Below are 26,243 nucleotides of genomic sequence, written 5' to 3'. Positions count from 1 at the left end.
CCCGATCCTCCTGCGCGAGGCGCCGGTCTTTTGACAGGATGCGTTGACCGCATGCCGGGCGGGGCTTCCGTCCGCGTATGCCGATCGCCCATGATGTAGGGCAGATCTGCGCTACCAATCACAGTTATGGAGATGTGCCTCGTGGGAGACGCTGGCACGCGACGGAGGTGCCGACCATGAGCGCCGAAACCTCCGTGCCCCGGCCCCGGGAGCCCGGTTTGGACATATCAGACTCCGACCTCTTCAGAGGCCTGATGTCGGAGGCGCCGTTTGCCTTCGCGTTTTTCGACCCGGATGGGCGTTTCGTCCGGGTCAACTCCACCTTTACCGAGCTGACCGGCCATCCTGTCGAGCTGCATCTTGACCGCCAACCGGCCGAGTTGCTGCCGGCCGACCTGAGCACCCTGATCGAGGCGGTGCTGGGCCGGATCGCCGACGAGGCGCTGCCGATCACCGACCAGCGGATCAGGACCCGCGCGGAGAACGGCGACAGCCGCCACTGGACGGTGTCGTTCTTCCCGCTGCATGGCGACGACGGCGTCATCGGGACCGCGCTCTTCGGGGTCGACGTGACCGAGCGGCAGCTGAACGAGGAGGTGCTGGAGCGCAGCGAGGAGCGCTACCGCTCGCTGGTGGAGTCGCAGCAGCAGCTGGTGTGGATCAGCTCGCCCAGCGGCTCGGTGGCCGAGGACGCGCCCCAGTGGCGCGCCATCACCGGCCAGGGCCTGGAGGAGTACCTCGCGCACGGCTGGCTGGACGCGGTGCACCCCGACGACCGTCCCGGCACCGAGGAGGCGTGGCGCGAGGCGCTGCGCGGCCGCACGATGTTCGAGTGGAGCTACCGGGTGCGCACCCGGGCCAGCGGCTACCGGCACTTCGAGGTCCGGGCCGTGCCGATCGTCAGGCACGGCCGCGTGGTGGAGTGGGTCGGGGCCAACACCGACGTCACGCCGCAGCGCGAGGCCGAGGAGATGCGCGGCCGCCTCACCGACCAGCTCGGCGCCGCCGCGCTGCGCACCGCCCGCCTCCAGGGTGCGACCGCCCAGCTCGCCGAGGCGCTCACCGTCGAGCAGGTGGTGCAGGTCATCATCGACGTCGGCCGTACGGCCCTCGCCGCCGACCACTCGTCCGTCGCGCTGCTCGACCCGGACCGGGCCACGCTGAAGGTGATCAACAGCGGCGGCACCCCGGACGCCCCGGGCGAGGAGATCGACCTCGCGCACCCCAACGTGATGACGATGGCGGTCAACAGCCGCCGCCCGCTCTTCGCCGAGTCCCCCGACAGCCTGCGCGCCCAGCTCGTCGACGCCGGCGCCGACGAGGCGCGGATCTCCGGCTTCCTGGCGCAGTCGGACGAGCGGGCCTGGGTGGGCCTGCCGCTGCTCGCGGCCGGCCGGGCGCTCGGCGCGCTGCGGTTCTCGTTCATGCGGACCCAGAAGATCTCACAGGAGGACGGCGTCTTCCTGGAGGCGCTGGCCGGCCAGTGCGCCCTCGCGGTCGAGCGGGCCACGCTGTTCGAGCGCGAGCACAAGACGGCCGAGACGCTGCAGCGCAGCCTGCTGCCCGAGCGCCTGCCGGTGGTGCGGGGGATGACGCTCGCCTACCGCTTCCGCTCCGGCTCACGCCACGTGCAGGTGGGCGGCGACTGGTACGACGCGTTCGTCCTGCAGGACGGCCGGGTGGCGGCGGTGGTGGGCGACGTCATGGGCAAGGGCGTCAAGGCCGCCGCGGGCATGGGCCGGATCCGCAACGCCATGCGGGCGCTCGCGCTGACGAACCCGCCCCCGGCGGCGGTGCTGACGGGACTCGACCGCGTCTTCGAGGCGACCGAGGAGGAGGAGCAGGTCACCACCCTGGCGTACATGGTCGTCGAGCCGGGGACCGGGGAGGGCACGCTGGCCCTGGCCGGTCACCCGCCGCCGCTGCTGGTCTCGCCGCAGGGCGTCGGGCTGCTGCACGAGACCGAGCCCGGCACCCCGCTCGGCTGGGCCACGAGCCGCAAGCAGTTCAGGTTCTGCGTGCCGCCGGGTCACACCGCCGTCCTGTACTCGGATGGTTTGGTGGAGAACCGCAAGCGCGGGCTGGATGCCGGACTCAGGGAGCTTTCGTCCGTAGTGGCCGAAGCGCCCCCGGAGGTGCTGAACAGCCCGAATATGCTGCTCGATTTCCTGGTGGACCACATGCTGTCCGGGTATGAACAGGACGATGACGTAACGGTACTCGCGGTCCACGTCCCACCGGCCACGAAGAGTGACTGAATGAAACAGTCATAACGGTTGCTTTCGGGTATCAGTGACCTCCTTCCGTACGCACTAGTGTCTCGGTCGGCCTAGGGTGGAGGGGCAACCCGGCGGGACGCGGCCGTATCACGTACCGCGGCGTGCCACAATGGCATGTCGCGGTCTGCGCGACCTCACCACCGGAAAAGAAGAAGCACCTGGGTCCATTCTCGCCATGCGTTCGTTCGAGAGGTGTTCGTGTCGCCTGCAAGTTCGACTCGCTCGAAGCCGTCGGAGCTGAACGAGCCAGTGATTCAGCAGCTCCTCGAGCGTGGGCGCTCGCAGGGTTTCCTCGAGTCCGAGGATGTCCGCAAGGCCTTCGAGGAAGCGGACATCCCGATGTCGCAAGCCGCTGGATTCCTGCGCAGCCTCAGCAAGGAGGGTGTGACCGTCGTGGTGACGGCCGCCGACTCCGCGGCTCCCAAGCGCTCTCGAGGTCAAGCCAAGCGCCGCACCACCGCGCCCGTCAAGAAGACCACCAAATCCGCGGCGGCCAAGGAGTCGCAGCCGGAGACCGTGACCGCAGTGGTCACCGACTCCGCGCCGGCGCCGAAGAGGCCCGCCCCGGCCAAGCCCGCGCCCGCCGCCAAGCCGGCTGCCGCCAAGGCTCCGGCGAAGCCCGCTCCGCCGAAGAAGGCCGCGCCCGCCAAGCCGGAGGCCCCCGCCGCGGGGCCCGAGGGCAAGGCGCCGAAGGCCGACTCCAAGCCGAAGTCGGCCGACATCGCCGAGGACGACGAGGACATCGACCTCGAAGGTGACGTCGAGATCGAGGACTTCGACATCGAGGTCGAGGACGTCGAGATCGACGCCGAGGCGGAGACCGAGGAGGCCGACGCCGAACCCGAGGGGGAGACCGAGGGCGAAGAGCCCAAGGCCGAGGCGCTCGTCCAGTCCGAGGACGAGGTACTGATCCTCACCGACGACGATGACGACGCGCCCGTCGCCCAGGTCGCGGCGGCCGGCGCCACCGCCGACCCGGTGAAGGACTACCTCAAGCAGATCGGCAAGGTGCCGCTCCTCAACGCCGAGCAGGAGGTCGAGCTCGCCAAGCGGATCGAGGCCGGCCTGTTCGCCGAGGAGCAGCTCGCCCAGGAGGCCGACGGCCTGCCCGTCGACGTCCGCGCCGAGCTGGAGTGGATCGCCGAGGACGGCCACCGTGCCAAGAACCACCTGCTGGAGGCCAACCTCCGTCTCGTGGTCTCGCTGGCCAAGCGGTACACCGGCCGCGGCATGCTGTTCCTGGACCTGATCCAGGAGGGCAACCTGGGCCTGATCCGCGCCGTCGAGAAGTTCGACTACACCAAGGGCTACAAGTTCTCGACGTACGCCACATGGTGGATCCGGCAGGCGATCACCCGGGCCATGGCCGACCAGGCGCGGACCATCCGCATCCCGGTCCACATGGTCGAGGTGATCAACAAGCTGGCCCGTGTCCAGCGGCAGATGCTGCAGGACCTCGGCCGCGAGCCCACGCCGGAGGAGCTGGCCCGCGAGCTCGACATGACGCCCGAGAAGGTCATCGAGGTGCAGAAGTACGGCCGCGAGCCGATCTCCCTGCACACTCCGCTGGGTGAGGAGGGCGACAGCGAGTTCGGCGACCTCATCGAGGACTCCGAGGCCATCGTCCCGGCCGACGCCGTCAGCTTCACGCTGCTGCAGGAGCAGCTGCACTCCGTTCTCGACACGCTGTCGGAGCGGGAGGCGGGCGTGGTGTCGATGCGGTTCGGTCTCACCGACGGGCAGCCGAAGACCCTCGACGAGATCGGGAAGGTCTACGGCGTGACCCGTGAGCGGATCCGCCAGATCGAGTCCAAGACCATGTCGAAGCTGCGGCACCCCTCCCGGTCCCAGGTGCTGCGCGACTACCTGGACTGACGCACGAGTCGATCGTCCCCCGGCCACGTACGGCCGAGGGGGCGATGACGTAGGAGTGTCTCGCAGATCTCGCCGTAGCGAGGATCGGCCAGGTGGATGCCTCGCAAGGCGGAGGAGGAGCCCATAGCGGAGCTATGGGCGATCTTCCCGGGCCCCACGGAGATTCCGAGCGTGCGAGGAATCTTCGTGGGTGGGGCGACAACGCGGCGAGGCACCGCCTGGGTGACCGCAGTAGGCGAAAGATCTAAGGGAGACGACTTTACACCCCCGTAACCTCGTGGTAGCGCCCCGGGCACGTCGAGGCTCCTAGGCTCGCGCCTCATGGGAGTGATCGAAGTGGATCGGGCGCGTGCTCGGGGGCCACGAGTGATCCCGGACCGCCCGTGGGCGGATTCAATGCTCGACGAGGCGGTCGAGGCCGCCTGCCGGGGCGACCTCGGACCGGCCGCGGCCGCCCTCGCGGACAGCAGGGGCGACCCGGAGACGCGGTCGCTGCGGGTGGAGGCGCTGTCGCGGACCGTCATCGGGGCGAGCCGGTCGATCGAGGCGCTGCTCGCCTATCACCAGGGCAATCCGGACCTCTGGCTGTGGCTCGGCCGGGCCCGCCTGGAGGAGGCCTGGGAACTGCGGCCCGACGTACGGGCCAGAGCGGTGCAGGCGGACCGGCTGCACACCTATCAGTCGGCGATGGAACAGGCCAGGCAGCCGCTGCTGACGGCGGCGGCGCTCGCGCCGGGCGACCCGGTGCCGTGGGAGGGCCTGATGTGGCTGGCGGTCGGGCTGGACCGGCCGCGCGGCGACAAGGACGCGGTCTGGTACGAATGCTCCCGCCGCTGGCCGACGCTGTATTCGGGGGCGGTGGCCCGTCTGATCACGCTGTCGCCCGGCTGGGGCGGCACCGCCCAGGAGATGCTCGCTTTCGCCCGCTCGGCCGCCGCGCACGCCCCGGAGGGCAGTCCGCTGCCCGCGCTCGTGCCGCTGGCCCACTTCGAGATCGTCGCCGCCGGGCGCACTCCCATGTCGCGGGGCGGCTGGTTCTCCTTCGAGGCGCAACGCGAGATCGTCTCGGCCTCCGCCCACTGGTCGGAGCGGCGCCTCGGCGGGGCGCACCCGCGGGCGGTCGAGGCGCACAACGTCTTCGGCGCCGCGTTCTACCTGTCGGACCTGCGGCGTCCGGCGCGTGGCCACCTGGCCAGGACGGGCGGCCGGTTCAGCCGGCTGCCCTGGTCGCACCTCGGCGACGCCGGGCAGCAGTACCGACGGGCCTGTTCCCGGCTCAACCTCTGACTCACTCGTTCACGATCACGTCGAGGGTCCGCGGCCGTCCCCGGCCGGCGGACCCGGCCAGTTCCACCCGGTGCCCCAGGCCGGTCAGCAGGTCGGCGAGGTCGCCGGCCGTGCGGGGCCGGTCGGGGGTCTCGACGAGCGATCGGGCCACCACGCCCCTGGTGGCCTTCGCCATGTGGCTGACGACCGTCCGCTTCCCGGCCGCCTCCCTCAGCACCCGTACGGCCACGCCGCGTTCGCCGGGTTGCCAGGCGGCGGCGTACGTCGCGGACCGCATGTCCACCACGAGCCCCTTCGTCGCGTCGAGCACGGCGCTGATCGACGGCCGCCAGAACGCGGCCAGGCCGCCCATCGGCGGCAGCCGTACGCCCATGGACAGCCGGTAGGGCGGCACGCGGTCGGACGGGCGCAGCAGGCCCCACAGCGCCGAGAACACGACGATCCTCCGGTCCGCCCGCCGCCGGGCCTCGGGGGAGAGGGTGGCCAGGCCGAGGTTGTCGTACAGCACGCCCGTGTAGAGGGCGGCGACGGGCAGCGTGCGCGCCGTGGGCAACGCCAGGTCGCGCTCGATCTCGCCGGCCTGCCCCTCGGACAGACCGAGCACGTCGCGCGCCTCGGGGGTGTGGCAGAGCGAGACGAGGGCGTCGAGGACCTTCTCGCGCGGGGAGGCGAGTTCGGGGAAGCTGAGCCGCCGGACGGTGGAGGTCCCCCGCTCGGCCTTCCCCTCCGAGGGCGGAAGCAGGATGAGCACGGTTCCGCAGCTTATCCGGCCCCCCAGGTTAGGCTGCGGCGGGTGGATGAGGAGATCGCACAGTTCGACCTGCTGGTCGACGAGGCCTGGCCGGCGCCGGGGCGGGCCGAGGACGGCGGCTGGGTCTACCGGCACGCGGGCGGCGTGACGAAGCGGGCCAACTCGGTGCTCGCGCTGGGGGAGCGTACGGACCTGCCGGAGGCGGTCGGCCGGGCGGAGCGGTTCTACGCGGGCCTCGGCCAGCCCTGCGTGTTCTCGGTCGGCATGGGCGCGTCGCGCGGGCTCGACGACGAACTCGGCCGCCGGGGCTACCGGCTCGTGGACCCCACTCTGGTGATGACCAGGCCGCTGACCTCCGGTGGCCTCGCCGCCGGGGCGGTGGTGGAGGACGCGCCGTCGGAACGGTGGCTGCACACGTGGTGGAGCGTGGACGGAGGGCGGCATCGCGACACCGGGGAGATTCCGGCGCGGACGTGGGGCGAGCGGATCCTCAGCGGAGTGCCCGCCGGGTACGTCCTCCTCGACGAGGGCGCGGTGGGAAGGGGCGTCCCGCAGGGCCGGTGGCTCGGAATCTACTGCATGGCCGTCGAGCCACGCGTCAGACGGCGTGGGCTGGGCGCGGCCGTGCTGCGCACCCTGCTCGCCTGGGGCGAAGGGCACGGCGCGGACAGCGCGTACCTGGTGGTGACGGAGGCCAACGCCGCGGCCCGAGCGCTCTACGAGCGGGAGGGCTTCACCGTCGCCGGCCGCTATCACTACCGCGTGCGGCCCTGACGGGCGCCGCCGCAGGGGAGTCCGTGCGCCGGCTCGGGCCGGTCACGGCACCCGTACAGCGGCCGCCGGTGCGCCGACGGCCGTTGATCACGCCCGGGACGGCATCCGCCGGGGCCCCGGGGGAAGCGGGGATCGGCGGGTGTCCGGCCCGGGCCGGTGGCTTATAAGGCGACGGCGTGCGGAGCGGACATCGTCGTGACGCTCCGGCACGCCGTCTATGGGTCAGCGCTCGCCGTCAGAGGCGGTCGCGGGGGATTCACTGAGTCGGGCCGACTCGTCCTGGATCTCAGCACCTTTGTCGCGCAGCACAGTCACGTGCTGACGCCCGTGGTGGGCGCAGAACAGCAACTCCCCACCCACGGGCAGGGTCGCGCGGATGTAGGCCTGAGCACCGCACCGGTCGCACCGGTCCAGGGCCGTCAGCGGCTTGATGGGGGCGAGAGCTCCAGTCACGTATCGCCTTTCGGGTCGCCCCACATTTCGTGGGGACGTTGGCGTCAGTCACTTGGGACAACATCTAACCGGATGAAGGGCTTCCCAATCATGCTCCGACTACGCCCAGAGCAGAATGATCCGGAAAGTGACCGGGATCACAGCGAAAGTGCCGGTCATCGTGCTGCGCCTGGCAAGCTGTACGCGTACAAACATGAGTGGCGTTAAGCTGCGTACGCGTGTTCGATTGATAAGTGGGAGTTGGGTGTGACTGCGGTTCGCGCGGAGACGGGGTACACCGCCCGTCATCTCTCTGTGCTGGAAGGCCTGGAGGCCGTCCGCAAGCGCCCGGGGATGTACATCGGCTCCACGGACACGCGCGGCCTCATGCACTGCCTCTGGGAGATCGTGGACAACGCGGTCGACGAGGCGCTGGGCGGCTACTGCACCCGCATCGAGGTCGAGCTTCACCCCGACGGCTCGGTCGAGGTCCACGACAACGGGCGCGGCATCCCCGTCGACATCGAGCCCAAGACCGGCCTGGCCGGCGTCGAGCTCGTCTACACCAAGCTCCACGCGGGCGGCAAGTTCGGCGGCGGCTCCTACGGCGCCTCGGGCGGTCTGCACGGCGTCGGCGCCTCGGTGGTCAACGCGCTGTCCTCCCGGGTGGACGTGGAGGTCGACCGCGACGGCAAGGTCCACCAGATCAGCTTCCGCCGGGGCGTGCCCGGCGTGTTCGACGGCGACGGCCCGTCCGCCAAGTTCCGCAAGAAGTCCGGCCTGCGCGACGGCGGCCCGGCCCCGCGCGACGTCACCGGCACGCGCGTGCGTTTCTGGGCCGACCGGCAGATCTTCCTGCCCGAGGCGGAGGTCTCGCTCGACGAGATCCACGTGCGGCTGCGCCAGACGGCTTTCCTGGTGCCGGGGCTCACGCTCGTGGTGCGCGACCTCCGCGGCGAGGAGCCGGTCGAGGAGTCGTTCCGCTTCGACGGCGGCATCGGCGAGTTCACCGAGTTCCTGTCCCGCGACGAGGCCGTGTGCGACGTGCTGCGGCTGCAGGGCGAGGGCCACTTCCACGAGACGGTCCCCGTGCTCGACGAGCAGGGCCACATGACGCCCACGGAGACCGAGCGGGAGCTCACCGTCGACGTCGCGGTCCGCTGGGGGAAGGGCTACGAGACGACCGTACGCTCCTTCGTGAACGTGATCGCCACGCCGAAGGGCGGCACGCACGTCGCCGGGTTCGAGCGGGCGCTGGTCCGCACGATCAACGAGCAGCTGAGGGAGACCCGGCTGCTGAAGAACGGCGACGAGCCGGTGACCAAGGAGGACATCCTCGAAGGGCTGACCGCGGTGGTCACCGTGCGGGTGCCCGAGCCGCAGTTCGAGGGCCAGACCAAGGAGGTGCTCGGCACCTCCGCGGCCAGCCGCATCGTCGCCCACGTGGTCACCCGGGAGCTCAAGGCGCTGTTCGCCAACCCCAAGCGGGGGCAGAAGCAGCAGCTGCGCGCGGTGCTCGAGAAGATCGTCGCCGCCGCCAAGGCGCGTATCGCCGCCCGCGTGCACCGCGACAACCAGCGGCGCAAGTCCGCCCTGGAGAACTCGGCGCTGCCCGCCAAGCTGGTCGACTGCCGCAGCGACGACGTCGACCGCAGCGAGCTGTTCATCGTCGAGGGCGACTCAGCGCTGGGCACGGCCAAGCTCGCGCGCGACTCGGAGTTCCAGGCGTTGCTGCCGATCCGGGGCAAGATCCTGAACGTGCAGAAGGCGTCGGTCGCCGACATGCTCAAGAACGCCGAGTGCGCCGCGATCATCCAGGTGGTGGGCGCCGGGTCCGGCCGTTCGTTCGACATCGAGTCGGCTCGCTACGGCAAGATCATCTTAATGGCCGACGCGGACGTGGACGGGGCGCACATCCGCTGCCTGCTGCTCACGTTGTTCCACCGCTACATGAAGCCGATGGTCGAGGCGGGGCGGGTGTTCGCCGCCGTGCCGCCGTTGCACCGCATCGAGGTCACCAACCCCGGGCGCGGCCAGGACAAGTACATCTACACCTACAGCGACGCCGAGCTGCACAAGGTCCTGCGCGACCTGGAGCGGCGCGGCAAGCGATGGAAGGACCCTGTGCAGCGCTACAAGGGCCTCGGTGAGATGGACGCCGACCAGCTCGCCGAGACCACCATGGACCCCCGTCACCGCGTCCTGCGCCGCGTCAAGATCGAGGACGTGGAGGAGGCCGAGCACATCTTCAGCCTCCTCATGGGCAGCGACGTCGGCCCGCGCCGCGAGTTCATCATCGGCAGCGCCGCCGAGGTGGACCGCGACCACATCGACGCCTGACCGGCACCGGGCCGGGCACCGACTCAGTAGCAGTCACGGCCGTAGAGGTAGCCGTTCTCGGGGGAGAAGTACACAAAGCGGCAGACGTAGGTCTCGGTCGGGAGGGTGATGCCCCCTGGGGCGCCGTCGCTGGCGCCCGGCCCCGTGCAGTCGCGGGCCGCGACGCCGGTCAGCCAGTCGATCGTGGTGAATACGATGCCGGTCGCGCAGGTGTAGGCGGCGGTGTCCTGCGCCGCGGCGGGTGCGGCGGTGACGGCGCCCGCCAGGGCGACTGCGGCGCAGATCGTGGACACGCGTGTGACCAGAGCCTTCATGGGGGCGTCCTTCCGGGGGAGGGGGTGTCGGACGCACGCATCTCTACCCGAACCGGCCCCGCCCGATCCGGCGGGCGGTGTCCGGAAGCGGCCAACGCGGCCATCTCCCGGGCGTGATCGCGACCGGAAGAGCCATGTGACCGTGCGGCCTCCCCCCGCCGAGGACGTCGCCCGGGTGCGGGAGTCGTTCATCGAGGGGCTGTCCTCGCCGCCCTCCGGCGGGCTCAGCCGGACTCGATCTCCAGCGTGCTGACCCGGTTGCGGGCCTCCACCATGCCCTCCCGGTAGAGCTCGTCCCAGTCCGGGTCGTCGTCCCGGATCGCCTTGACCGTCTGCCTGGCCAGCTCCACCGGCCCGGCGGGGCCGAGGGCGACCTTGCGCACGACGATCAGGGTCCACCCGTTCTCCATGACGGTGTCGGTCTCCCACCGGGGTGCGCCGGCCGCCTCCCGGCGGGACGCCGGTTTCCCGCCGCGTGCGAGCGTCACGAGCAGATACACGAGTATCGCGATGACGATGAGCGTGATGGGAAGGGCGAGCAGGCGCATCGGGGTCCCGGCTCCCTACTTGGTGGGCAGAGCGACGCCTCCAGTATTGCCCGGCGCGTACACCGTGATGCCCTGGGGCAGAGCCTTCAGCTTCTCGATCTCCGCACAGGTGGGGCACTTGTTGTAGCCGTCCTGCCGGGCCTTGTTGGCCTCCGCCTCGGCGCGTGCCTGGGCGACCTTGGCCTGCGCCTCCGTGACCTTCGCGAACGCGGCCTGCGCCTGGTTGACCGCCTCCTGCACCTCGGTCGGCAGAGTGACCCGCGAGAGGTTGAAGTGGATGTTGGTGAGGAAGTCGGCGCCGAGGGTCGACTTGAGGTCCTCGGCCAGGCTCGTGTTCACCGCGTTCTGGATCTTGGCGATGTTCGCGTTGTTGCCCTGCTGCGGCATGCCCGCCTGCTGGCCGGCGCTGTTGTTCTGCACGAGCGCGCAGGAGGAGACCAGCTCGGCGCAGCGGAAGTTGTTGATCTGGGTGCGCAGGTCGTTGTCGATGACCGGCCGGATGATCTGGTCGAGGAAGGCGGACCAGCCCTCGTCGCCCTCCCAGGGGTAGTAGGTCCCGCCGTTGGTGCTGCGGAACTTACGCGTGCCGAACTTGTCGTCGAACGACTCCAGTGTCCGGTGGTCGAGGTTGAGCCCGAAGTACAGCGTGCCCTCGATGCCCATGTTGACGCCGTCGCTGCTCGGCACGTTGACCACGTCGACGCCGGACTTCTCGCCTTCGCCGGAGTTCGAGGTGATCGTGTAGAACCGCTGCTGCGCCGGATAGCGGTGTATCTGGGACCACCAGCCGATCCAGGCGACCCCGGAGCCGGGGTCGATGACCTGGCGGACCTTGTTGTCGTCGAGCGGCCCGCCGTCGCGGACGACCGCCACCTCTCCGCCGCTGGTGCGCTCGAACCCGCTGAACGCGCCGATCAGGGCCGGCGCGCCGACGACGATGAGCGCGAGGATCGCCAGGATGGCGATGCCGCGGTAGGACCGGCGCGACGTGCCGCCGGAGGCGGAGGAGGGGGTGCGGGGCATGCGGGCTCCAGTGGGGGCTCGGGACCGGTGATGTGACCGGGGGGAGAGAGGCGCGCGTTTTCGCGATTCAGCAGAAGAACGTAGCAGCCTCCCGGCCGGGTTCCGTCCCGCCGAGCGAAGCGCGCCGCCGGTCCCGGAGACGCCCACGCCTGGCCCGTACGGCAGGCCCGCGGGGGGCCTGCCGTAGGGAACCGTAGATCAGAGCTCGACGGGCTGGAGCCGTCCCGTGTGCACGTCGTACAGCGCGCCGCCCACCACGAGGTCGCCCGGCAGGTAGGGGCTGGACTTGATGCGGGTGATGTCGTGCCGCAGCGCGGCCCGCTGGTCGGGGACCGTCTGGAACTCCAGGCTGCGGGTGTCGACGCCGTGCTCGGCGGCGATGAGGTTGTGCACGTCTTCGTCGGTCGACTTGGACATCCGGCAGTCGGTGTGCGGCATCACCAGCACGCGGTCGACGCCGAGCAGGTAGACGGCGAGGACGAGGGTACGCAGGACGTCGTCGGTCACCCGGGCGCCGGCGTTGCGCAGGATCTTCGCGTCGCCGGCGGTCAGGCCGAGCAGGCCGAGGGGGTCGATGCGGGAGTCCATGCACGTCACCACGGCGAGTCCGCGCGAGGCGCGGCCGCTGAGTCCGGAGTGGGTGAACGTGCTCGCGTACTTCTCGTTGGCGGCAAGCAGATCGTCGAAGGCAGCGGTCATGTCACAGATGTTGCCCGATGCCCTCTCGCCGCTCCCTGCGGGGGTGGCGATTTTCGCCACCGCGGCGTATGGCTCCCCGGCAAAACACCGGTATAAGGTCTTTACTGGTGTTGTTCCCATCGGAAGAGAGGTCACCCATGAGCGGTGTCGCACGCATGTACTCGGTGGTGCTCGACTGCCCGGATCCCAAAGCCCTGGCCGCTTTCTACGCCGGGCTGCTGGGCTGGAAGGTGACGAGCGAGGAGGATGACTGGGTCACCCTCACCGGGGACGACCAGGGCCGTCTCTCCTTCCAGCGGGTGCCCGGCCACAGGCCGCCCGCGTGGCCGGACGCCGGGCACTCGCAGCAGTTCCACCTCGACCTGGTCGTGGACGACCCGGTCAGGGCGGAGAAGGAGGCGCTGGCCCTGGGCGCGGTCAGGCATGACCACCAGCCCGGCGCCGGGCATGGGTGGACCGTCTACCTCGACCCCGCGGGACACCCGTTCTGCCTGTGCGTCTCGTCCTGACGCCTCACCGCGGGGAATCGGAGGCGGCCTTCTCCCGGGGCGTGCGCGCGAGGCGCCGCAGGACGAGAAGGCCGCCGATCCCCGGCAGCCAGGCCAGCGCCTTGCCGGCCGGGTCGCATCCCGCGTCGCGGGCGGCGGCCACGACGACGAACAGGTACGCGCAGCCGTGGAGGGGGCCGACGAGCGAGGACACGGGCGGCAGGTGCGTGGTGGCCAGGTTGACCAGGAGGACGGCCAGGGACCCCAGCTCGACGGCGGCGGCGGCACGCAGGGCGGCGTGAGGGCGCGACATGGTCAGACTCCCGTGGTCGAGCCGGGACGGACGATCATCAGCACCGTGACGGCCGCCCACAGCAGGTTGAAGACGCCGGTCGGCATCGCGAGCCTCGCCGCCCCGGCGTCGGCGGACGGGGGATCCCCGGCGGTGAGCCGGGCGAGGACGGCGTCCTGGCGGGGCAGGACCGCCAGGGCCAGGATCGCGGCCGCGGCGCCGGTGAGCGCGACGGACGCGATGACCCAGGCGTCGCCGAGCACACCGAGGGCGCTCGCCGTGGCGAACCCGAAAACCGGCACGGCCAGGCCCGCGACGGCGTAGACGCGGCAGACGCGGTGCAGGACGCGGAGCACCGCCGGGCCGCCGGCCTGTGCGTTCCGATCCGCTGTGCTCCGATCCGCCGCACGCCGGGCGGCGGCGGGGAACATGCTCGCCGCCACGGCGACCGGGCCGATCGCGAGGATCGCGGCGAGGACGTGGACGGCCAGGAAGAACTTGGTCATCGTGCGCGGTCCCCGATCAGCGGACGGCGCGCGAGGACGGGTACGGCGCGAGGACGTCCAGGGGGTCGAACCCGTCGGACAGCACGAACTGCGCTTGCATCGGCATCTCTCCTCGTCGTCGGTGTGCGGTCACCAACCGTAGGAGTGCGGCCGTCGTCGATCCCAGCGGCGAGAACGACAAAGGCCAACGGATTCCCGCCAAGTCCGGTCGCCAGGATGTTCACGCGACGGCGGAGGTATCTCCACTGGCGGGATTCCGTCTATGGTGGCGATCATGCACACCGTGGCGATCCTGGCGCTGGACCATGTCGTGCCGTTCGATCTGGCGACCCCGATCGAGGTGTTCGGCCGCACCCGCCTGCCGGACGGCCGCACGCCGTACCGGGTGCGGGTGTGCGGGCCCGCCCCCGAAGTGGCGACCGAGGCGTTCGCCCTGCGCGTGCCGTACGGCGTGGACGCGCTGGCGGAGGCCGATACGATCATCGTCCCCGGCTGCTCGGAGCGGTCCGGGCCGGCCCCGGCCGAGGCGCTGGAGGCGCTGCGCGAGGCGGCCGCGCGGGGCACCCGGCTCGCCTCGATCTGCGTGGGCGCGTTCACGCTCGCGGCGGCCGGGCTGCTGGACGGCCTGCGGGCGACGACCCACTGGGCGGCGGCGCCCGAGCTGGCCCGGCGGTTCCCGTCGGTGGACGTGCGGCCGGACGTGCTGTACGTCGACAACGGGCAGGTGCTCACCTCCGCGGGCGCGGCGGCCGGGCTCGACCTGTGCCTGCACATGATCAGGCGCGACCACGGCTCGGCCGTCGCGGCCGACGCCGCCCGCCTGTCGGTGATGCCGCTCGAACGGGAGGGCGGCCAGGCCCAGTTCATCGTCCACGAGCATCCGCCGGTGCCCGGCGGCTCATTGCTTGAGCCGGTGCTGGCGTGGATCGAGGACAACCTCGGTCGCGACCTCACCCTGGCGGAGATGGCGGCGCGAGGCGGGATGAGCGAGCGCACCTTCAGCCGGCGCTTCCGTCAGCAGACCGGCACCACTCCGCTGCAGTGGCTGCTGCGGGCCCGGGTGCGGCGGGCGCAGTACCTGCTGGAGAACACCGACCACGGCATCGAGCGCATCGCGGCGCAGGCCGGGTTCGGGTCGCCGACCGCGTTCAGGGAGCGGTTCAAGCGGGTCGTGGGGACCACGCCGCAGGCGTACCGCTCGTCCTTCCAGGGCGGCCCGGCCGGCACCTGAACCGGAGTCCGCCCGGCGCGGGCGGCGGGCGGACTCCGTGACGGCTACGAGACCGGCTCTTCGCCACCGGTGTCGCCGGTGGTGGCCATGCCGCCCTCGGTCGCGGCGGCCTCGTCGTCGCCGTCCGCGCCGAGCGCGCCGCCGATCGCGGCGATGGCGTGCACGAGGCGCACGCCCGAGCCGTCGCGGCGGCCCAGCTCATCCGGCAGCGGCACCGGCTTTCCGGTCGAGGAGACGGCCTTCACCGGGACGGGGCCGGCGTAGGCGAGCAGCAGGACGTCCTCGCCCTTCAGGAAGCGCTGGGCGCGGACGCCGCCGGTCGCCCGGCCCTTCGGCGGGAAGTCGGCGTAGTCGGAGACCTTGCCCGCGCCCATCTGGGTGCCGGGCAGGGCCGTGGAGGAGCCGGCGACCGTCACCACGCGCGCCTCACGCGCCGGATCGACCACGCCGAAGAAGACCACCTTCGCGTCCCCGTCGAGGCGCACGCCGGCCATGCCGCCGGCCGGGCGTCCCTGAGGCCGTACGACCGAGGCGGGGAAGCGCAGCAGCTGCGCGTCGCTGGTGATGAAGACCAGGTCGTGGTCGGCGGAGGTCAGCTCGACGGCGCCGACCACCACGTCGCCGTCCCGCAGGCCGATCACCTCGAACTCGTCGCGGTTGACGGGATATTCGGGCACGACCCGCTTGACCACGCCCTGGCTGGTGCCGAGCGCGAGGCCCGGGCCGTCCGGGTCGAGCGAGCCCAGGCCGACGACCTTCTCGTCCGGTTCGAGCGAGACGTACTCCGACACCGGGTGCCCGCCCGCCAGCGAGGGCGGGTTGGCCGAGGGCGGCAGCGCGGGCAGGTCGAGCACCGAGACCCGGATCAACCGGCCCTGGGAGGTCACCACGCCCACCTCGCCGCGTACGGTCGAGCGGACCACCGACACGAGCACGTCGTGCGCCGTGCGCTCACCCTCGCCGGAGATCGGCGAGGCGTCGGTCGTACGGGCGAGCAGGCCGGTGGACGACAGCATCACCAGGCACGGGTCGTCGGGCACCTCCAGCGGCACGACGGCGCTCCTGGCGGCATCCGAGGACTCGAGCAGGACCGTGCGGCGCGGCGTGCCGTACGTCTTGGCCACCTCGGCCAGCTCGGACGACACGACCTTGCGCAGCCGGTCCTCCGAGCCGAGGATCTCGTTCAGCTCGGCGATGTCGGCCTGGAGCTGCTCCTTCTCCCGGTCGAGCTCCAGCTTGTCGTAGCGGGTCAGGCGGCGCAGCGGGGTGTCGAGGATGTAGTTGGCCTGGATCTCGCTCAGCTCGAAGGTCTCCATGAGCCGCGCGCGGGCCTGCGCCGTGTCGTCCGAGTTCCGGATCACCTGGATGACCTGGTCGATGTTGAGCAGCGCGATGATGAGGCCGTCGACGAGGTGGAGCCGGTCCTCGCGCCTGCGCAGCCGGTACGCCGAGCGCCTGCGCACGACGTCGAGCCGGTGGTCCACGTAGACCGACAGCAGCTCGCGCAGGCCGAGCGTGCGCGGCTGGCCGTCGACGAGGGCGACGTTGTTGATGCCGAAGGTCTCCTCCATCGGCGTCAGCCGATAGAGCTCCTCCAGCACGGCCTCGGGGTTGAAGCCGTTCTTGACCTCGACGACCAGGCGCAGGCCCTTGTGCCGGTCGGTCAGGTCCTTGAGGTCGGCGATGCCGGTGAGCTTCTTGGCGTTCACCAGCTCCTTGATCTTCGTGACCACCCGCTCGGGGCCCACGTTGAACGGCAGCTCGGTGACGACGATGCCCTTGCGGCGCGGGGTGACCTGCTCGATCGTGGCCTTGGCCCGCATCTTGAAGGTGCCGCGGCCGGTCTCGTACGCGTCCCTGACGCCGCCCAGGCCGATGATCGTGCCGCCGGTCGGCAGGTCGGGGCCGGGGACGAAGCGCATGAGCTCGTCGAGTGTGGCGGTCGGCTTCCTGATCAGGAAGCGGGCCGCGGCGATGACCTCGCCGAGGTTGTGCGGGGCCATGTTGGTGGCCATGCCGACCGCGATGCCGGAGGCGCCGTTGACCAGCAGGTTGGGGAACGCCGACGGCATGACCGACGGCTCGGTCTCCTGGCCGTCGTAGTTGGGCTTGAAGTCGACGGTGTCCTCGTCGATCGACTGCACCATGAGCATGGCGGCCGGGGCGAGGCGGGCCTCGGTGTACCGCATCGCGGCGGGCAGGTCGTCGGGAGACCCGAAGTTGCCGTGCCCGTCCACCAGCGGCAGGCGCATCGAGAACGGCTGCGCGAGCCGTACGAGCGCGTCGTAGATGGCCGAGTCGCCGTGCGGGTGGAGCTTGCCCATCACCTCGCCGACGACGCGGGAGGACTTGACGTGCCCGCGCTCGGGCCGCAGGCCCATCTCGCTCATGGAGTAGAGGATGCGGCGCTGGACGGGCTTGAGGCCGTCGCGCGCGTCGGGCAGCGCGCGCTGGTAGATCACCGAGTAGGCGTACTCAAGGAAGCTCGTCCGCATCTCCGCGGAGACGTCGATGTCGACGATCCGCTCCTCGAAGTCCTCGTCCGGCGGGGGTGTCGTCGTGCGTCGGGCCATGTCGTGGTTTCCTGCGTGTCGAGGAGCCGGGCCCCGGCCCGTCGGAGCCGGGGAAGGTCAACATCGGTGGTGTGTCTCGAACATTCTGCCGAGAGTTCATCCTGTTCGCGACTCACACCATATCGCCGGGCCCGCGCCCGCCGTCCCGGCTTCCCCGACGGGACAGCGCCTGCGGTCGCGGGCCGGTCAGTCGCGGGGGCCGGCGCCGGGCCATGGGCCGGGCGTCTCGCCCTCGTCCTCGTCGCCCGGCACGTTCAGCTTCTCGTCGTAGATCCGCAAGCCCCGGGCCTTGTAGTTGGCGAGCGCGGCCGGTCCGTCGAGGGAGCAGGTATGCACCCAAACCCGCCGGGTGGTCTCCCGCCCCGGCCATCGCTCGGCGAGATCCCAGGCGCGGGCCACGGCCTCGCCCAGCAGCCACCCGCCGAGGCCCTGCCCGATCGCGTACGGCAGCAGCCCGAAGTTGACGATCTCGACCGTGCCGCCGTCCTGGGCCACCAGTTCGGCGTACCCGGCGGGGGTGCCGCGCACCCAGGCCACCCAGGTCTCGACGCCCGGCCGGTCGAGCCAGTCCTTCCACTGCTTCCAGGTCCACGGCAGCCGGTTGGTCCACTGCCAGTCGCCGCCCACGGCGGTGTAGAGGAAGCGGCTGAACTCCGGGCTGGGGACCTCGGCGCGGACGACCCGCGCGGGCAGCGCGGGCGGCCGTCCCGGCCGCAGGTCGGCGGGGCTGGTCTGTTCGAGATACCAGGTGGTCACGTCCATAGCGGGATTCATCCAACCACGACGCCCGTCCGGGTCGGTCCCGCCGCAGGCGTCGACATGCGGCCGCGACGCCTGCGAGGCGGCCGGGGGTACTCTCACCAGGAGGGGAGGCTGCCGCAGTGTACGACGTCGTGGACCGGACGCTCGACGCGTGGAACGCACACGATCTGGACGCGCTGTCGCGGTGCTACGGGCCGGACGCGGTGGTCGTCGGACCGGAGATGGAGGCGGAAGGCCGCGAGGAGATCGGCTCCTTCATCCTGCAGATATGGGAGGGCTTTCCCGATCTGCACTTCACGCTCTGGGAGACGATCTTCGCCGGCGACGCGGTGGCGCTGGAGCTGATGTCCACGGGCACGCACACCGGGCCCTACCTGGTCGCGGGAGGGGACGTCCTGGCCCCGACCGGCCGGAGCATCAGCGTGCGCGCCTCCTGGTTTTGGCACCTCGAGGACCACCTCATCCTCAGCCACCGCTTCTACTACGACCAGCTTCAGATCTACTCGCAGCTCGGCCTGCGGTTCCCCCTCCGCTTCGGAGACGAGGGCGCCGGAAGCGGCGCGTCCGGAGAACGCGGCTAGCTTCCCGCCCCGCCTCCCGCCGTCGCGGCGGAAACGGTCGGCCGGACCTGGTACCAATGGGCGGGTGAGCGAAGAAGAGGTGACGCTGCGGGAAGAGGCCGAGGCCCGGTTGCGGGCGCTCGCCGGCGATCACGCGCGGCTGCGCGACGACCAGTGGGCCGCGATCAAGGCCCTGGTCATGGACCGCAGACGCGCGCTGGTGGTGCAGCGCACCGGCTGGGGAAAGTCGGCCGTCTACTTCATCGCGACCGCGCTGCTGCGCGAGCTCGGCGAGGGGCCCACGGTCATCGTCTCCCCGCTCCTGGCGCTCATGCGCAACCAGATCGCCGCGGCCGAGCGGGCCGGCATCCACGCCGAGACGATCAACTCCGCCAACCCCGAGGAGTGGGAGAAGGTCTACGGCCAGGTCGCCGAGGGCGCGGTCGACGTGCTGCTGGTCAGCCCCGAGCGGCTGAACAACCCCGACTTCCGCGACAACGTGCTGCCCGAGCTGGCCGGCAGCGCGGGGCTGCTGGTGATCGACGAGGCCCACTGCATCTCCGACTGGGGCCACGACTTCCGGCCCGACTACCGCAGGCTCCGCACGCTGCTGGCCGAGCTGCCGCCGGGCATCCCCGTGCTGGCCACGACGGCCACGGCGAACGCCCGGGTCACCCGCGACGTCGCCGAGCAGCTCGCCGTCACCCAGGAGTGGGACGAACTGCCCGGCGGCGAGGTGTTCGTCCTGCGCGGCCCGCTGGAGCGCGAGAGCCTCCACCTGAGCGTCGTACGGCTGGGTGGTGCGGACCAGCGGCTCGCCTGGCTGGCCAGGACGCTGCACGAGCTGCCGGGCTCCGGCATCGTCTACACGCTGACCGTCGCGGCGGCCCAGGAGATCGCCGCGTACCTGCGCGAGCAGGGGCACACCGTCGCGGCGTACACCGGCCAGACCGAGCCGGCGGACCGGCTGGCGGCCGAGGAGGACCTGCTCGGCAACCGGGTCAAGGCGCTGGTGGCGACCTCGGCGCTCGGGATGGGCTTCGACAAGCCCGACCTGGGCTTCGTCGTCCACGTGGGCGCGCCCGCCTCGCCGGTGGCGTACTACCAGCAGGTGGGCCGGGCCGGCCGCGGCGTCGAGCGGGCCGAGGTCATCCTGCTGCCCGGCCCCGAGGACCGGGAGATCTGGGCCTACTTCGCCTCGCTCGCCTTCCCGCCGGAGGGCGTGGTCAGGGCTACGCTCGAGGCGCTGTCCGAGGGGGGAGTGCTGTCCACCGCCGCGCTGGAGACGAGGGTCGACCTCAGCCGGAGCCGGCTGGAGATGATGCTCAAGGTGCTCGACGTGGACGGCGCCGTACGCCGGGTCAAGGGCGGCTGGGAGGCCACCGGCGAGCCGTGGAGCTACGACGCCGAGCGTTACGCCCGGGTGACCGCCGAGCGCCGGGCGGAGCAGGAGGCGATGCTCGGATACATCGCGACCACCGAGTGCCGGGAGCAGTACCTGCGCCGTCACCTCGACGACGAGTCCGCGACGCCCTGCGGCGGCAGGTGTGACAACTGCACCGGCGCCCACCGTTCCGCCGAGGTGCCGGACGAGGCCGTCCGGGCCGCGCACGAGCGCCTCGCGCGCCCGGGCGTCGAGATCGAGCCGCGCCGCCAGTGGCCCACCGGCCTGCCGGACCTGAAGGGGCGGATCAAGCCGGAGCTGGGCGCCGAGCCGGGCCGCGCGCTCGGCCGCCTGACCGACATCGGCTGGGGCACCCGGCTGCGCGAGCTGTTCGCGGCGGGGGACGGCCCGGTCCCCGACGACGTGTTCGCGGCCGTGATCGAGGTGCTGAAGTCGTGGGAGTGGGAGCGGCGCCCGGTGGCGGTGGTCGCGGTGCCGTCGGGCGCGCGGCCGGTCCTGGTCGGATCGCTCGCCGAGCGGCTCGCCCAGGTCGGCCGGCTGGAGCACCTCGGGGCGCTCGGCTACCGCAACGGGTCGCCCGCGGCCAGGCACAACAGCGCCCAGCGGGTGTCGGCGATCCGGGGCACGCTCGCGATGCCGCGTGACGTCGCCGCGAGGATCGCGGCGGCGGGCGGGCCGGTGCTGCTGGTGGACGACCGCGTCGACACCGGATGGACGATGGCGCTGGCCGCCGCCCAGGTGCGTCACGCCGGGGCACCCGCCGTCCTGCCCCTGGCCCTGGCCGTCACGAGCTGACCGCCTCCCGGGCCCGGCCCGGGGCCGGACCGGCGCGCCCCTGACACGCGGGGGCGGCGAGCCGGGACTCGCCTCCGGGACGGGCCAGGGTGGAGTCAGGGTGATCACCCCATCCCGGGGCGGGGGCCCGATCACCAAACTTGTCGCCATGAGAGCACTTGTTGCGGCTCCGGCCCTGGTCGGCGCGTACGGCGTCGCCCGCATCCTCGACGGTCTCGACGGCAGCCGGGGACCCGGCCCGGCCTGGACCATGAGGCACCTGTTCTTCCTGGCCGCGTTGGTCCTCTTCGTGTGGATCTTCGGGCGGCTCCGGACGATGGCCGGCGGCGGGCTGACCGCCATGGCGGGATACATCGCCGGTCTCGCCGGTGCGCTGGCGCTGGCCGCGCAGTTCACGATCGACATCGTGGTCGGCTTCCTGTCCGCCGACCACGACGCGATGGGGCCGCGCTTCGACGCCGTCAAGGCGATCCCCGGCGTCGAACCGGTCGTCTACACCGTCGTGCCGTTGCTGTTCTACGTGGGCATGGTCACGCTGGTGGCCCGGCTCGCGTCCCAGCGGCGGGTGCCGTGGTGGAGCGCGGCGCTGGTGCTCGTGCAGGCCGTGCTCCCCCTGGCGAGCAAGGATCTGATCCCGCTGGGAGCCGCGCTGCTCCTGCTGGCCTTCGTGCCGCTGATGCGCGTGCGGCCCGCGCGGCCGGTCGCGCTCGCGCGTAGCCCGTTCTGAACTGCGTTGTCCTGAACTGCGCTGTTCCGAACTGTGCCCTTCCGGACGCGAGGGTCAGAGCCGGGGACGGGCGCCGAGGTTGGAGATGCACCTGGCGGCGAGGGCGTTGCCCGCCGCCAGCGCCTCGGCGGCCGGCTTGCCGTCGAGCCAGACGGGCAGGAAACCCGCGCTGAAGGCGTCACCGGCGCCGGTGCCGTCCACCACGCGGTCGACGACCTCGGCGGACGCGCGGACCGGCTCGGGACGGCTGTTGGAGTACCAGAGCGAGCCCTCGGCGTTGAGCTTGATCACGACCTGCGGGAACCAGGCGGTCAGCACCTTCGCCGCGGCGGCGGGGTCGTCCCTGCCGGTGAGCACCTTGGCCTGGTCGCCGTTGGCGAACAGCAGCTTCGCGCCGTCGGTCCACTCCAGGAAGGGCTCGGCGCCGGTCCGCTCCAGCGGAGCGGAGGAGGCGCAGTCCACGGAGATCGACATGCCGGCGCGGCGGGCCATGTCGAGCGCGGCGAGGCCGGCGTCGCGCGACCCCTCGTTGATCAGCGTGTAGCCCGACATGTGCAGGTGGCCGCCGGAGGCGAACAGGTCGCGCGGCAGGTCCTCGGGCGACAGCGCGGCGTTGGCGCCGGGGTCGGACAGCATGGTCCGTTCGCCCTTGTGCGTGACGAGCACGACGCAGGTGCCGGTCGGCCGCTCGGGGTCCATGACGAGCCGGGCGTCCACGCCGTACCCCATGAGCTCCATGTCGCGGTTGCGGCCGGTGATGTCGGCGCCGCGGCGGCCGATGAAGGCCACTTCCGAGCCCTCCACGGCGAGCCAGGAGGCGATGTTGGCGCCGGAGCCGCCGCCGTGCATCGTCACGACGGCCGGGGTGTCGCTCGCCCTGGCAAGAGGGAACTTCGCGCGGGCGACCGCGTCGGTCATGAGATCGCCCACCACGACGACCCGCGTCATGATGTCACCACCTTGCCAACTGCTAGTGGAGGCGAGCCATGCCCTGGGAGGGGCGGCGTCCTCTCCGTGCTGTGAGGCTGACGTCCAGAAACCTAACAGCTTCCAGGGGTGTCGTGGGGTGGAGAGCGGACAGACGGGCACAGTCGATGCACAAGCGTTGCCCAATTCGTCGCGTCGCGGCTGGTAGATCCCCTATAAGCGGTCTCGCGAGATGGGCCCCTCAGTCGTAAGCAATCTCTCAATACAGGTCAAGCCAGGCACCGCTAGCCTCGATTGCGTGCACCCTCAGTACCCCGCCCACTGGGAGGCGGACGTCGTGCTGTCGGACGGCGGCACCGCGCACGTCCGCCCGATCAGGCCGGACGACGCCGGCATGCTGCGCTCGTTCTACTCACGCCTGTCCGCGGAGTCCATCTACTTCCGCTACTTCGGGCCACGGCCGCGGCTGACCGACAAGGACGTGGTCTGGTTCACCAACGTCGACTACGACAACAGGGTCGCCCTCATCGCCACGATCGGCACCGAGATGGTCGCGGTCGTACGGTACGACCGGGTGCAGCCGCGCGATCACGCCGAGGTGGCCTTCCTCGTCGAGGACGCCCACCAGGGCAGGGGCGTGGCCTCGGTGCTCATGGAGCACCTGCGGGCCGCCGCGCGCGAGCGCGGGATCAAGACGTTCATCGCGGACGTGCTGCCGGGCAACCACCGGATGATGGGCCTGTTCCGTCAGGCGGGCTACACGGCGCAGAGCCAGTTCGAGGACGGCGTCGTGCGGATGACGCTCGACCTGTCCAGCACCGAGACCGCGCTGGAGGTCCGGCTCGCCCGCGAGCACCGCGCCGAGGCGCGCTCGATCGCGCGCCTGCTGACGCCGGAGTCGGTCGCGGTCATCGGCGCGAGCCGCGAACCGGGCGGAATCGGCCAGACGGTCCTGCGCAACCTGCTCGCGGCCGACTTCACCGGGCCCGTCTACCCCGTCCACCGGCACGTACGGGCCGTGGCCGGCGTCCGGGCCTACCGCAATGTGTCGGCGATCGACGGCGAGGTGGACCTCGCCGTGCTGGCGGTCCCCGCCGAGGGCGTGCTCGAACTGGTCGAGGAGTGCGCGCGGAAGGGCGTCAAGGGCTTGGTCGTGCTCTCCTCCGGGTTCGGCGAGACCGGTCCGGAGGGCCGGGCACGCCAGGAGGAGCTGGTCCACATCGCCCGGGGGTACGGCATGCGGGTGGTGGGGCCCAACTGCCTGGGCATCGCCAACACCGACCCCGCCGTACGGCTCAACGCGACGCTCGCGGCGACCCTGCCGGGGCGGGGGAGGGTCGGGTTCTTCAGCCAGTCGGGCGCACTCGGCACCGCACTGCTGCAGCGCGTGGCGCAGCGCGGCATGGGCATCTCGACGTTCGTCTCGGCCGGCAACCGGGCCGACGTGTCCGGCAACGACCTCCTTCAATACTGGGAGGAGGACCCCGCGACCGACGTGATCCTGCTGTACCTGGAGTCCATCGGGAACCCGCGCAAGTTCACCCGGCTGGCCCGGCGGATCTCCCGGTCCAAGCCGATCGTGGTGGTCAAGTCGCGCGGCGTCCCCGGCGGGCACCGCGCGCCGGTGCTCGCGCTGCCCGACACCGCGCTCAGCTCGCTGTTCGCGCAGGCCGGGGTCATCCGGGTGGACGACCTGGTGCAGCTGTTCGACGTCGCCGAGCTCCTGGCGCACCAGCCGCTGCCGGCCGGGCCCCGGGTGGGCGTGGTCGGCAACTCCGACGCGCTCACGCTGCTCGCCGAGGAGGCCTGCGCGGGCGCGGGCCTGGAGCCGCGCCCGCCGGTCAACCTCGGCGCCCAGGCCGGCGCGGGAGAGTTCGCCGAGGCGTTGCGGAGCGTCCTGCCCGAGGTGGACGCCGCCGTCGCGATCTACATGCCGCCGATCCCGGGCGACTGCCGCGAGGTGGCCGAGGCGCTGCTGGAGGCCGCGCGGGAGTCGGGAAAGCCGGTGCTGGCCACCTTCCAGGGACAACTGGGCATGCCCGCGGAGCTGCGGGTGCCGGGCGGCCCCGGCGACGAGTCCCCCCAGCGGGGGTCGATCCCGTCGTACCCCGCCCCGGAGGAGGCGGTCCGCGCGCTGGCCCACGTGGTGCGCTACGCCCACTGGCGCCGGCAGCCCCCGGGCACGGTGCCGTACGTCGAGGGGATCGACACGGCGGCGGCGCGGCGGATCGTCGCCGCCACACTGACCGAAGAGGGGGCGGACGGCGAGGAGCGGGAGATCGACGCGACCGCGCTGCTGGCCTGCCACGGCATCGAGGTGTGGCCGGCGCACGTCGCGGCCGACGCCGAGGAGGCCGTCGCCACCGCCGAGCGGATCGGCTGGCCCGTAGTGGTCAAGTCGGCCGACCCCGAGGACGCCCGCCGCGCCGGCACCGTGCGCATCGGGCTCACCGAGCCCGCCGGGGTCCGGCAGGCGTACGCGGACCTCGCGGCCCTGCTCGGGCCGGACACCCCGCTCGCGGTGCAGCGCATGGCGCCGCAGCCCTCGGTGCCGACCGTCGTCGGCGTGGCCCAGGACCGCTACTTCGGCGGGGTCGTCACGTTCGGCCTCGGCGAGGTCACCGCCCGGCTGCTCGGCGACCAGGCCTACCGCCTGGCGCCGCTGACCGCGGAGGACGCGGCCGGGCTGGTGCGGTCGGTCCGCGCCGCGCCGCTGCTGTTCGGCGAGTACGGCTACCAGGCGGTGGCCGTGGAGGCGCTGGAGGAACTGCTGGTGCGGGTGGGACTGCTGGCCGACGCCCTGCCCGAGGTCGCCCGGATGGACCTCGACCAGGTCCTGGTGAACGCGACGGGAGTGGCCGTGCTGGGGGCGCGGGCCGTGCTGCGGCCGGTCACGGCGCTGCGCCCCGACGTCGGCCCCCGGCGGCTGAGCTGATCGGCCGGGCGCCGGGACCCGGGCGGAAAACCCGTACCGCCGGGGTGTGAAACAGGTGTCCCTTACAGGGCAGGATGGACCCATGAGGGAAACCCGAGTCTCCGCCGCGGGCTTGCGCGAGGCCATAGATCGCAGCGGCTACTACCCGGATCTGGTGGCCGACGCCGTCGACTCCGCGCTCGGCAACGAGCAGGTCACGGCGTACGTCGTGCATCACGAGGCCACGTTCGACCCGGCGATGGAGGTGCGCAGGCACGTCACGGTCCTGGTTCTTTCGCCCACGCGGCTGCTGGTCTGCCACACCGACGAGCACCCGCCCGCCGAGGGCATGCCCGCCTCGCACGCCTCCACCACCACCGAGGCGGTGCGGCTCAGCCGCATCCAGTCGGTCGCCGTGACCAGGGTCGTGCCCGACCCGGCGGCGTACGTGCCGGGCGTCCCCCCGACGGAGGTCACGCTGACGATCGGCTGGGGCGCGATCTCCCACGTCGATCTCGAACCGGCGACCTGCGGCGACGAGAACTGCGAGGCCGACCACGGCTACACCGGCGCGATCACGGCCGACGACCTGTCCCTCCGGGTCAGCGAGGCGGCCGACGGCCCCGAGGCCGTCACCCACGTGCTGGCCTTCGCGAAGGCCCTGTCGGAGGCCACCGCCAAGACGGCGACCTAGGTGTCCTGACCACACTTCCTGACCGCCCTCCTCGAGCCGCCGGGAGG

23 protein-coding genes are annotated in these 26,243 nt (G+C 71.9%); 12 read left to right on the top strand and 11 right to left on the bottom strand.

Features of this window, described 5'->3' with window-relative positions:
* Positions 1-176 precede the first annotated feature (176 nt).
* The 3 genes from HHX30_RS25970 to HHX30_RS25960 all read left to right on the top strand — a co-directional run bounded on the left by HHX30_RS25970 (position 177) and on the right by HHX30_RS25960 (position 5,441).
* Entirely contained in the window at positions 177-2,258 is a 2,082-nt protein-coding gene (locus tag HHX30_RS25970; protein ID WP_169984614.1) for a SpoIIE family protein phosphatase, read from the top strand.
* Between the two features lie 219 nt (positions 2,259-2,477).
* Positions 2,478-4,154, top strand: coding sequence for an RNA polymerase sigma factor (locus HHX30_RS25965; RefSeq protein WP_310742164.1), 1,677 nt, complete (start codon positions 2,478-2,480; stop codon positions 4,152-4,154).
* A gap of 396 nt (positions 4,155-4,550) precedes the next feature.
* Positions 4,551-5,441 (top strand): hypothetical protein, encoded by an 891-nt coding sequence (locus tag HHX30_RS25960; RefSeq protein ID WP_249350451.1) that lies wholly within the window; start codon positions 4,551-4,553, stop codon positions 5,439-5,441.
* A gap of 1 nt (position 5,442) precedes the next feature.
* Here the strand turns inward: HHX30_RS25960 and HHX30_RS25955 are convergent, their stop codons facing one another.
* Positions 5,443-6,192, bottom strand: a complete 750-nt coding sequence (locus tag HHX30_RS25955; RefSeq protein ID WP_169984611.1) for a YaaA family protein — start codon at positions 6,190-6,192, stop codon at positions 5,443-5,445.
* 42 nt (positions 6,193-6,234) lie between these two features.
* On the opposite strand from HHX30_RS25955, the gene HHX30_RS25950 reads away from it, so the two are divergent.
* Entirely contained in the window at positions 6,235-6,966 is a 732-nt protein-coding gene (locus tag HHX30_RS25950) for an N-acetyltransferase (protein WP_169984610.1), read from the top strand.
* A 222-nt stretch (positions 6,967-7,188) separates the two neighbouring features.
* Here the strand turns inward: HHX30_RS25950 and HHX30_RS25945 are convergent, their stop codons facing one another.
* Positions 7,189-7,419 (bottom strand): hypothetical protein, encoded by a 231-nt coding sequence (locus HHX30_RS25945; protein ID WP_169950713.1) that lies wholly within the window; start codon positions 7,417-7,419, stop codon positions 7,189-7,191.
* A 246-nt stretch (positions 7,420-7,665) separates the two neighbouring features.
* Here HHX30_RS25945 and HHX30_RS25940 point away from each other — a divergent pair, with 246 nt between their 5' ends.
* Positions 7,666-9,738 carry a type IIA DNA topoisomerase subunit B gene (locus HHX30_RS25940; protein ID WP_169984609.1) on the top strand — a complete coding sequence of 691 codons (2,073 nt, stop codon included), beginning with the start codon at positions 7,666-7,668 and terminating at the stop codon, positions 9,736-9,738.
* A gap of 23 nt (positions 9,739-9,761) precedes the next feature.
* Here the strand turns inward: HHX30_RS25940 and HHX30_RS25935 are convergent, their stop codons facing one another.
* The 4 genes from HHX30_RS25935 to HHX30_RS25920 all read right to left on the bottom strand — a co-directional run bounded on the left by HHX30_RS25935 (position 9,762) and on the right by HHX30_RS25920 (position 12,322).
* Positions 9,762-10,052, bottom strand: a complete 291-nt coding sequence (locus HHX30_RS25935) for a hypothetical protein (RefSeq protein WP_169984608.1) — start codon at positions 10,050-10,052, stop codon at positions 9,762-9,764.
* Between the two features lie 224 nt (positions 10,053-10,276).
* Positions 10,277-10,600: a hypothetical protein gene (locus HHX30_RS25930; RefSeq protein WP_169984607.1), complete on the bottom strand. Its 324-nt coding sequence runs from the start codon at positions 10,598-10,600 to the stop codon at positions 10,277-10,279.
* A gap of 15 nt (positions 10,601-10,615) precedes the next feature.
* Positions 10,616-11,623: an SPFH domain-containing protein gene (locus tag HHX30_RS25925; RefSeq protein WP_169984606.1), complete on the bottom strand. Its 1,008-nt coding sequence runs from the start codon at positions 11,621-11,623 to the stop codon at positions 10,616-10,618.
* Positions 11,624-11,821: 198 nt separating this feature from the next.
* On the bottom strand, positions 11,822-12,322 hold the full coding sequence (locus HHX30_RS25920) for a carbonic anhydrase (RefSeq protein ID WP_169984605.1): 501 nt from the start codon (positions 12,320-12,322) through the stop codon (positions 11,822-11,824).
* Between the two features lie 137 nt (positions 12,323-12,459).
* Between HHX30_RS25920 and HHX30_RS25915 the strand changes: the two genes are divergently transcribed.
* The gene (locus HHX30_RS25915; protein WP_169984604.1) at positions 12,460-12,831 is read left to right on the top strand and encodes a VOC family protein; all 372 of its coding nucleotides are present in this window, start codon (positions 12,460-12,462) and stop codon (positions 12,829-12,831) included.
* Between the two features lie 4 nt (positions 12,832-12,835).
* On the opposite strand, the gene HHX30_RS25910 is transcribed toward HHX30_RS25915, so the two are convergent.
* Both HHX30_RS25910 and HHX30_RS25905 read right to left on the bottom strand, forming a co-directional pair.
* Positions 12,836-13,123, bottom strand: coding sequence for a DUF3817 domain-containing protein (locus HHX30_RS25910; RefSeq protein ID WP_169984603.1), 288 nt, complete (start codon positions 13,121-13,123; stop codon positions 12,836-12,838).
* Positions 13,124-13,125: 2 nt separating this feature from the next.
* Positions 13,126-13,608 (bottom strand): DUF2269 family protein, encoded by a 483-nt coding sequence (locus tag HHX30_RS25905; protein WP_169984602.1) that lies wholly within the window; start codon positions 13,606-13,608, stop codon positions 13,126-13,128.
* A 274-nt stretch (positions 13,609-13,882) separates the two neighbouring features.
* Between HHX30_RS25905 and HHX30_RS25900 the strand changes: the two genes are divergently transcribed.
* Positions 13,883-14,839, top strand: coding sequence for a GlxA family transcriptional regulator (locus HHX30_RS25900; RefSeq protein ID WP_169984601.1), 957 nt, complete (start codon positions 13,883-13,885; stop codon positions 14,837-14,839).
* A gap of 44 nt (positions 14,840-14,883) precedes the next feature.
* Here HHX30_RS25900 and HHX30_RS25895 read toward each other — a convergent pair whose 3' ends face one another.
* Complete coding sequence (locus HHX30_RS25895; protein WP_169984600.1) at positions 14,884-17,412, bottom strand: DNA topoisomerase (ATP-hydrolyzing) subunit A; 2,529 nt, start codon at positions 17,410-17,412, stop codon at positions 14,884-14,886.
* A 186-nt stretch (positions 17,413-17,598) separates the two neighbouring features.
* Entirely contained in the window at positions 17,599-18,174 is a 576-nt protein-coding gene (locus tag HHX30_RS25890) for a GNAT family N-acetyltransferase (RefSeq protein WP_169984599.1), read from the bottom strand.
* 119 nt (positions 18,175-18,293) lie between these two features.
* On the opposite strand from HHX30_RS25890, the gene HHX30_RS25885 reads away from it, so the two are divergent.
* From HHX30_RS25885 to HHX30_RS25875, 3 genes are all read left to right on the top strand, one after another.
* Positions 18,294-18,755: an ester cyclase gene (locus HHX30_RS25885; RefSeq protein WP_169984598.1), complete on the top strand. Its 462-nt coding sequence runs from the start codon at positions 18,294-18,296 to the stop codon at positions 18,753-18,755.
* A gap of 64 nt (positions 18,756-18,819) precedes the next feature.
* On the top strand, positions 18,820-20,934 hold the full coding sequence (locus HHX30_RS25880) for a RecQ family ATP-dependent DNA helicase (RefSeq protein WP_169984597.1): 2,115 nt from the start codon (positions 18,820-18,822) through the stop codon (positions 20,932-20,934).
* Positions 20,935-21,082: 148 nt separating this feature from the next.
* Positions 21,083-21,661 carry a hypothetical protein gene (locus HHX30_RS25875; protein ID WP_169984596.1) on the top strand — a complete coding sequence of 193 codons (579 nt, stop codon included), beginning with the start codon at positions 21,083-21,085 and terminating at the stop codon, positions 21,659-21,661.
* Between the two features lie 54 nt (positions 21,662-21,715).
* Here HHX30_RS25875 and HHX30_RS25870 read toward each other — a convergent pair whose 3' ends face one another.
* Complete coding sequence (locus tag HHX30_RS25870; RefSeq protein ID WP_169984595.1) at positions 21,716-22,609, bottom strand: carbohydrate kinase family protein; 894 nt, start codon at positions 22,607-22,609, stop codon at positions 21,716-21,718.
* Between the two features lie 277 nt (positions 22,610-22,886).
* Between HHX30_RS25870 and HHX30_RS25865 the strand changes: the two genes are divergently transcribed.
* Complete coding sequence (locus HHX30_RS25865; protein WP_310742165.1) at positions 22,887-25,523, top strand: GNAT family N-acetyltransferase; 2,637 nt, start codon at positions 22,887-22,889, stop codon at positions 25,521-25,523.
* Positions 25,524-25,605: 82 nt separating this feature from the next.
* Complete coding sequence (locus tag HHX30_RS25860) at positions 25,606-26,196, top strand: DUF5998 family protein (RefSeq protein ID WP_169984593.1); 591 nt, start codon at positions 25,606-25,608, stop codon at positions 26,194-26,196.
* Positions 26,197-26,243 lie beyond the last annotated feature (47 nt).

It is taken from the genome of Microbispora sp. H10836 (assembly GCF_012999525.1).
Taxonomy (GTDB): Bacteria; Actinomycetota; Actinomycetes; order Streptosporangiales; family Streptosporangiaceae; genus Microbispora.
The sequence above is the reverse complement of the archived record's forward strand: the minus strand, read 5'-3'. Positions and strand labels throughout refer to the sequence as shown.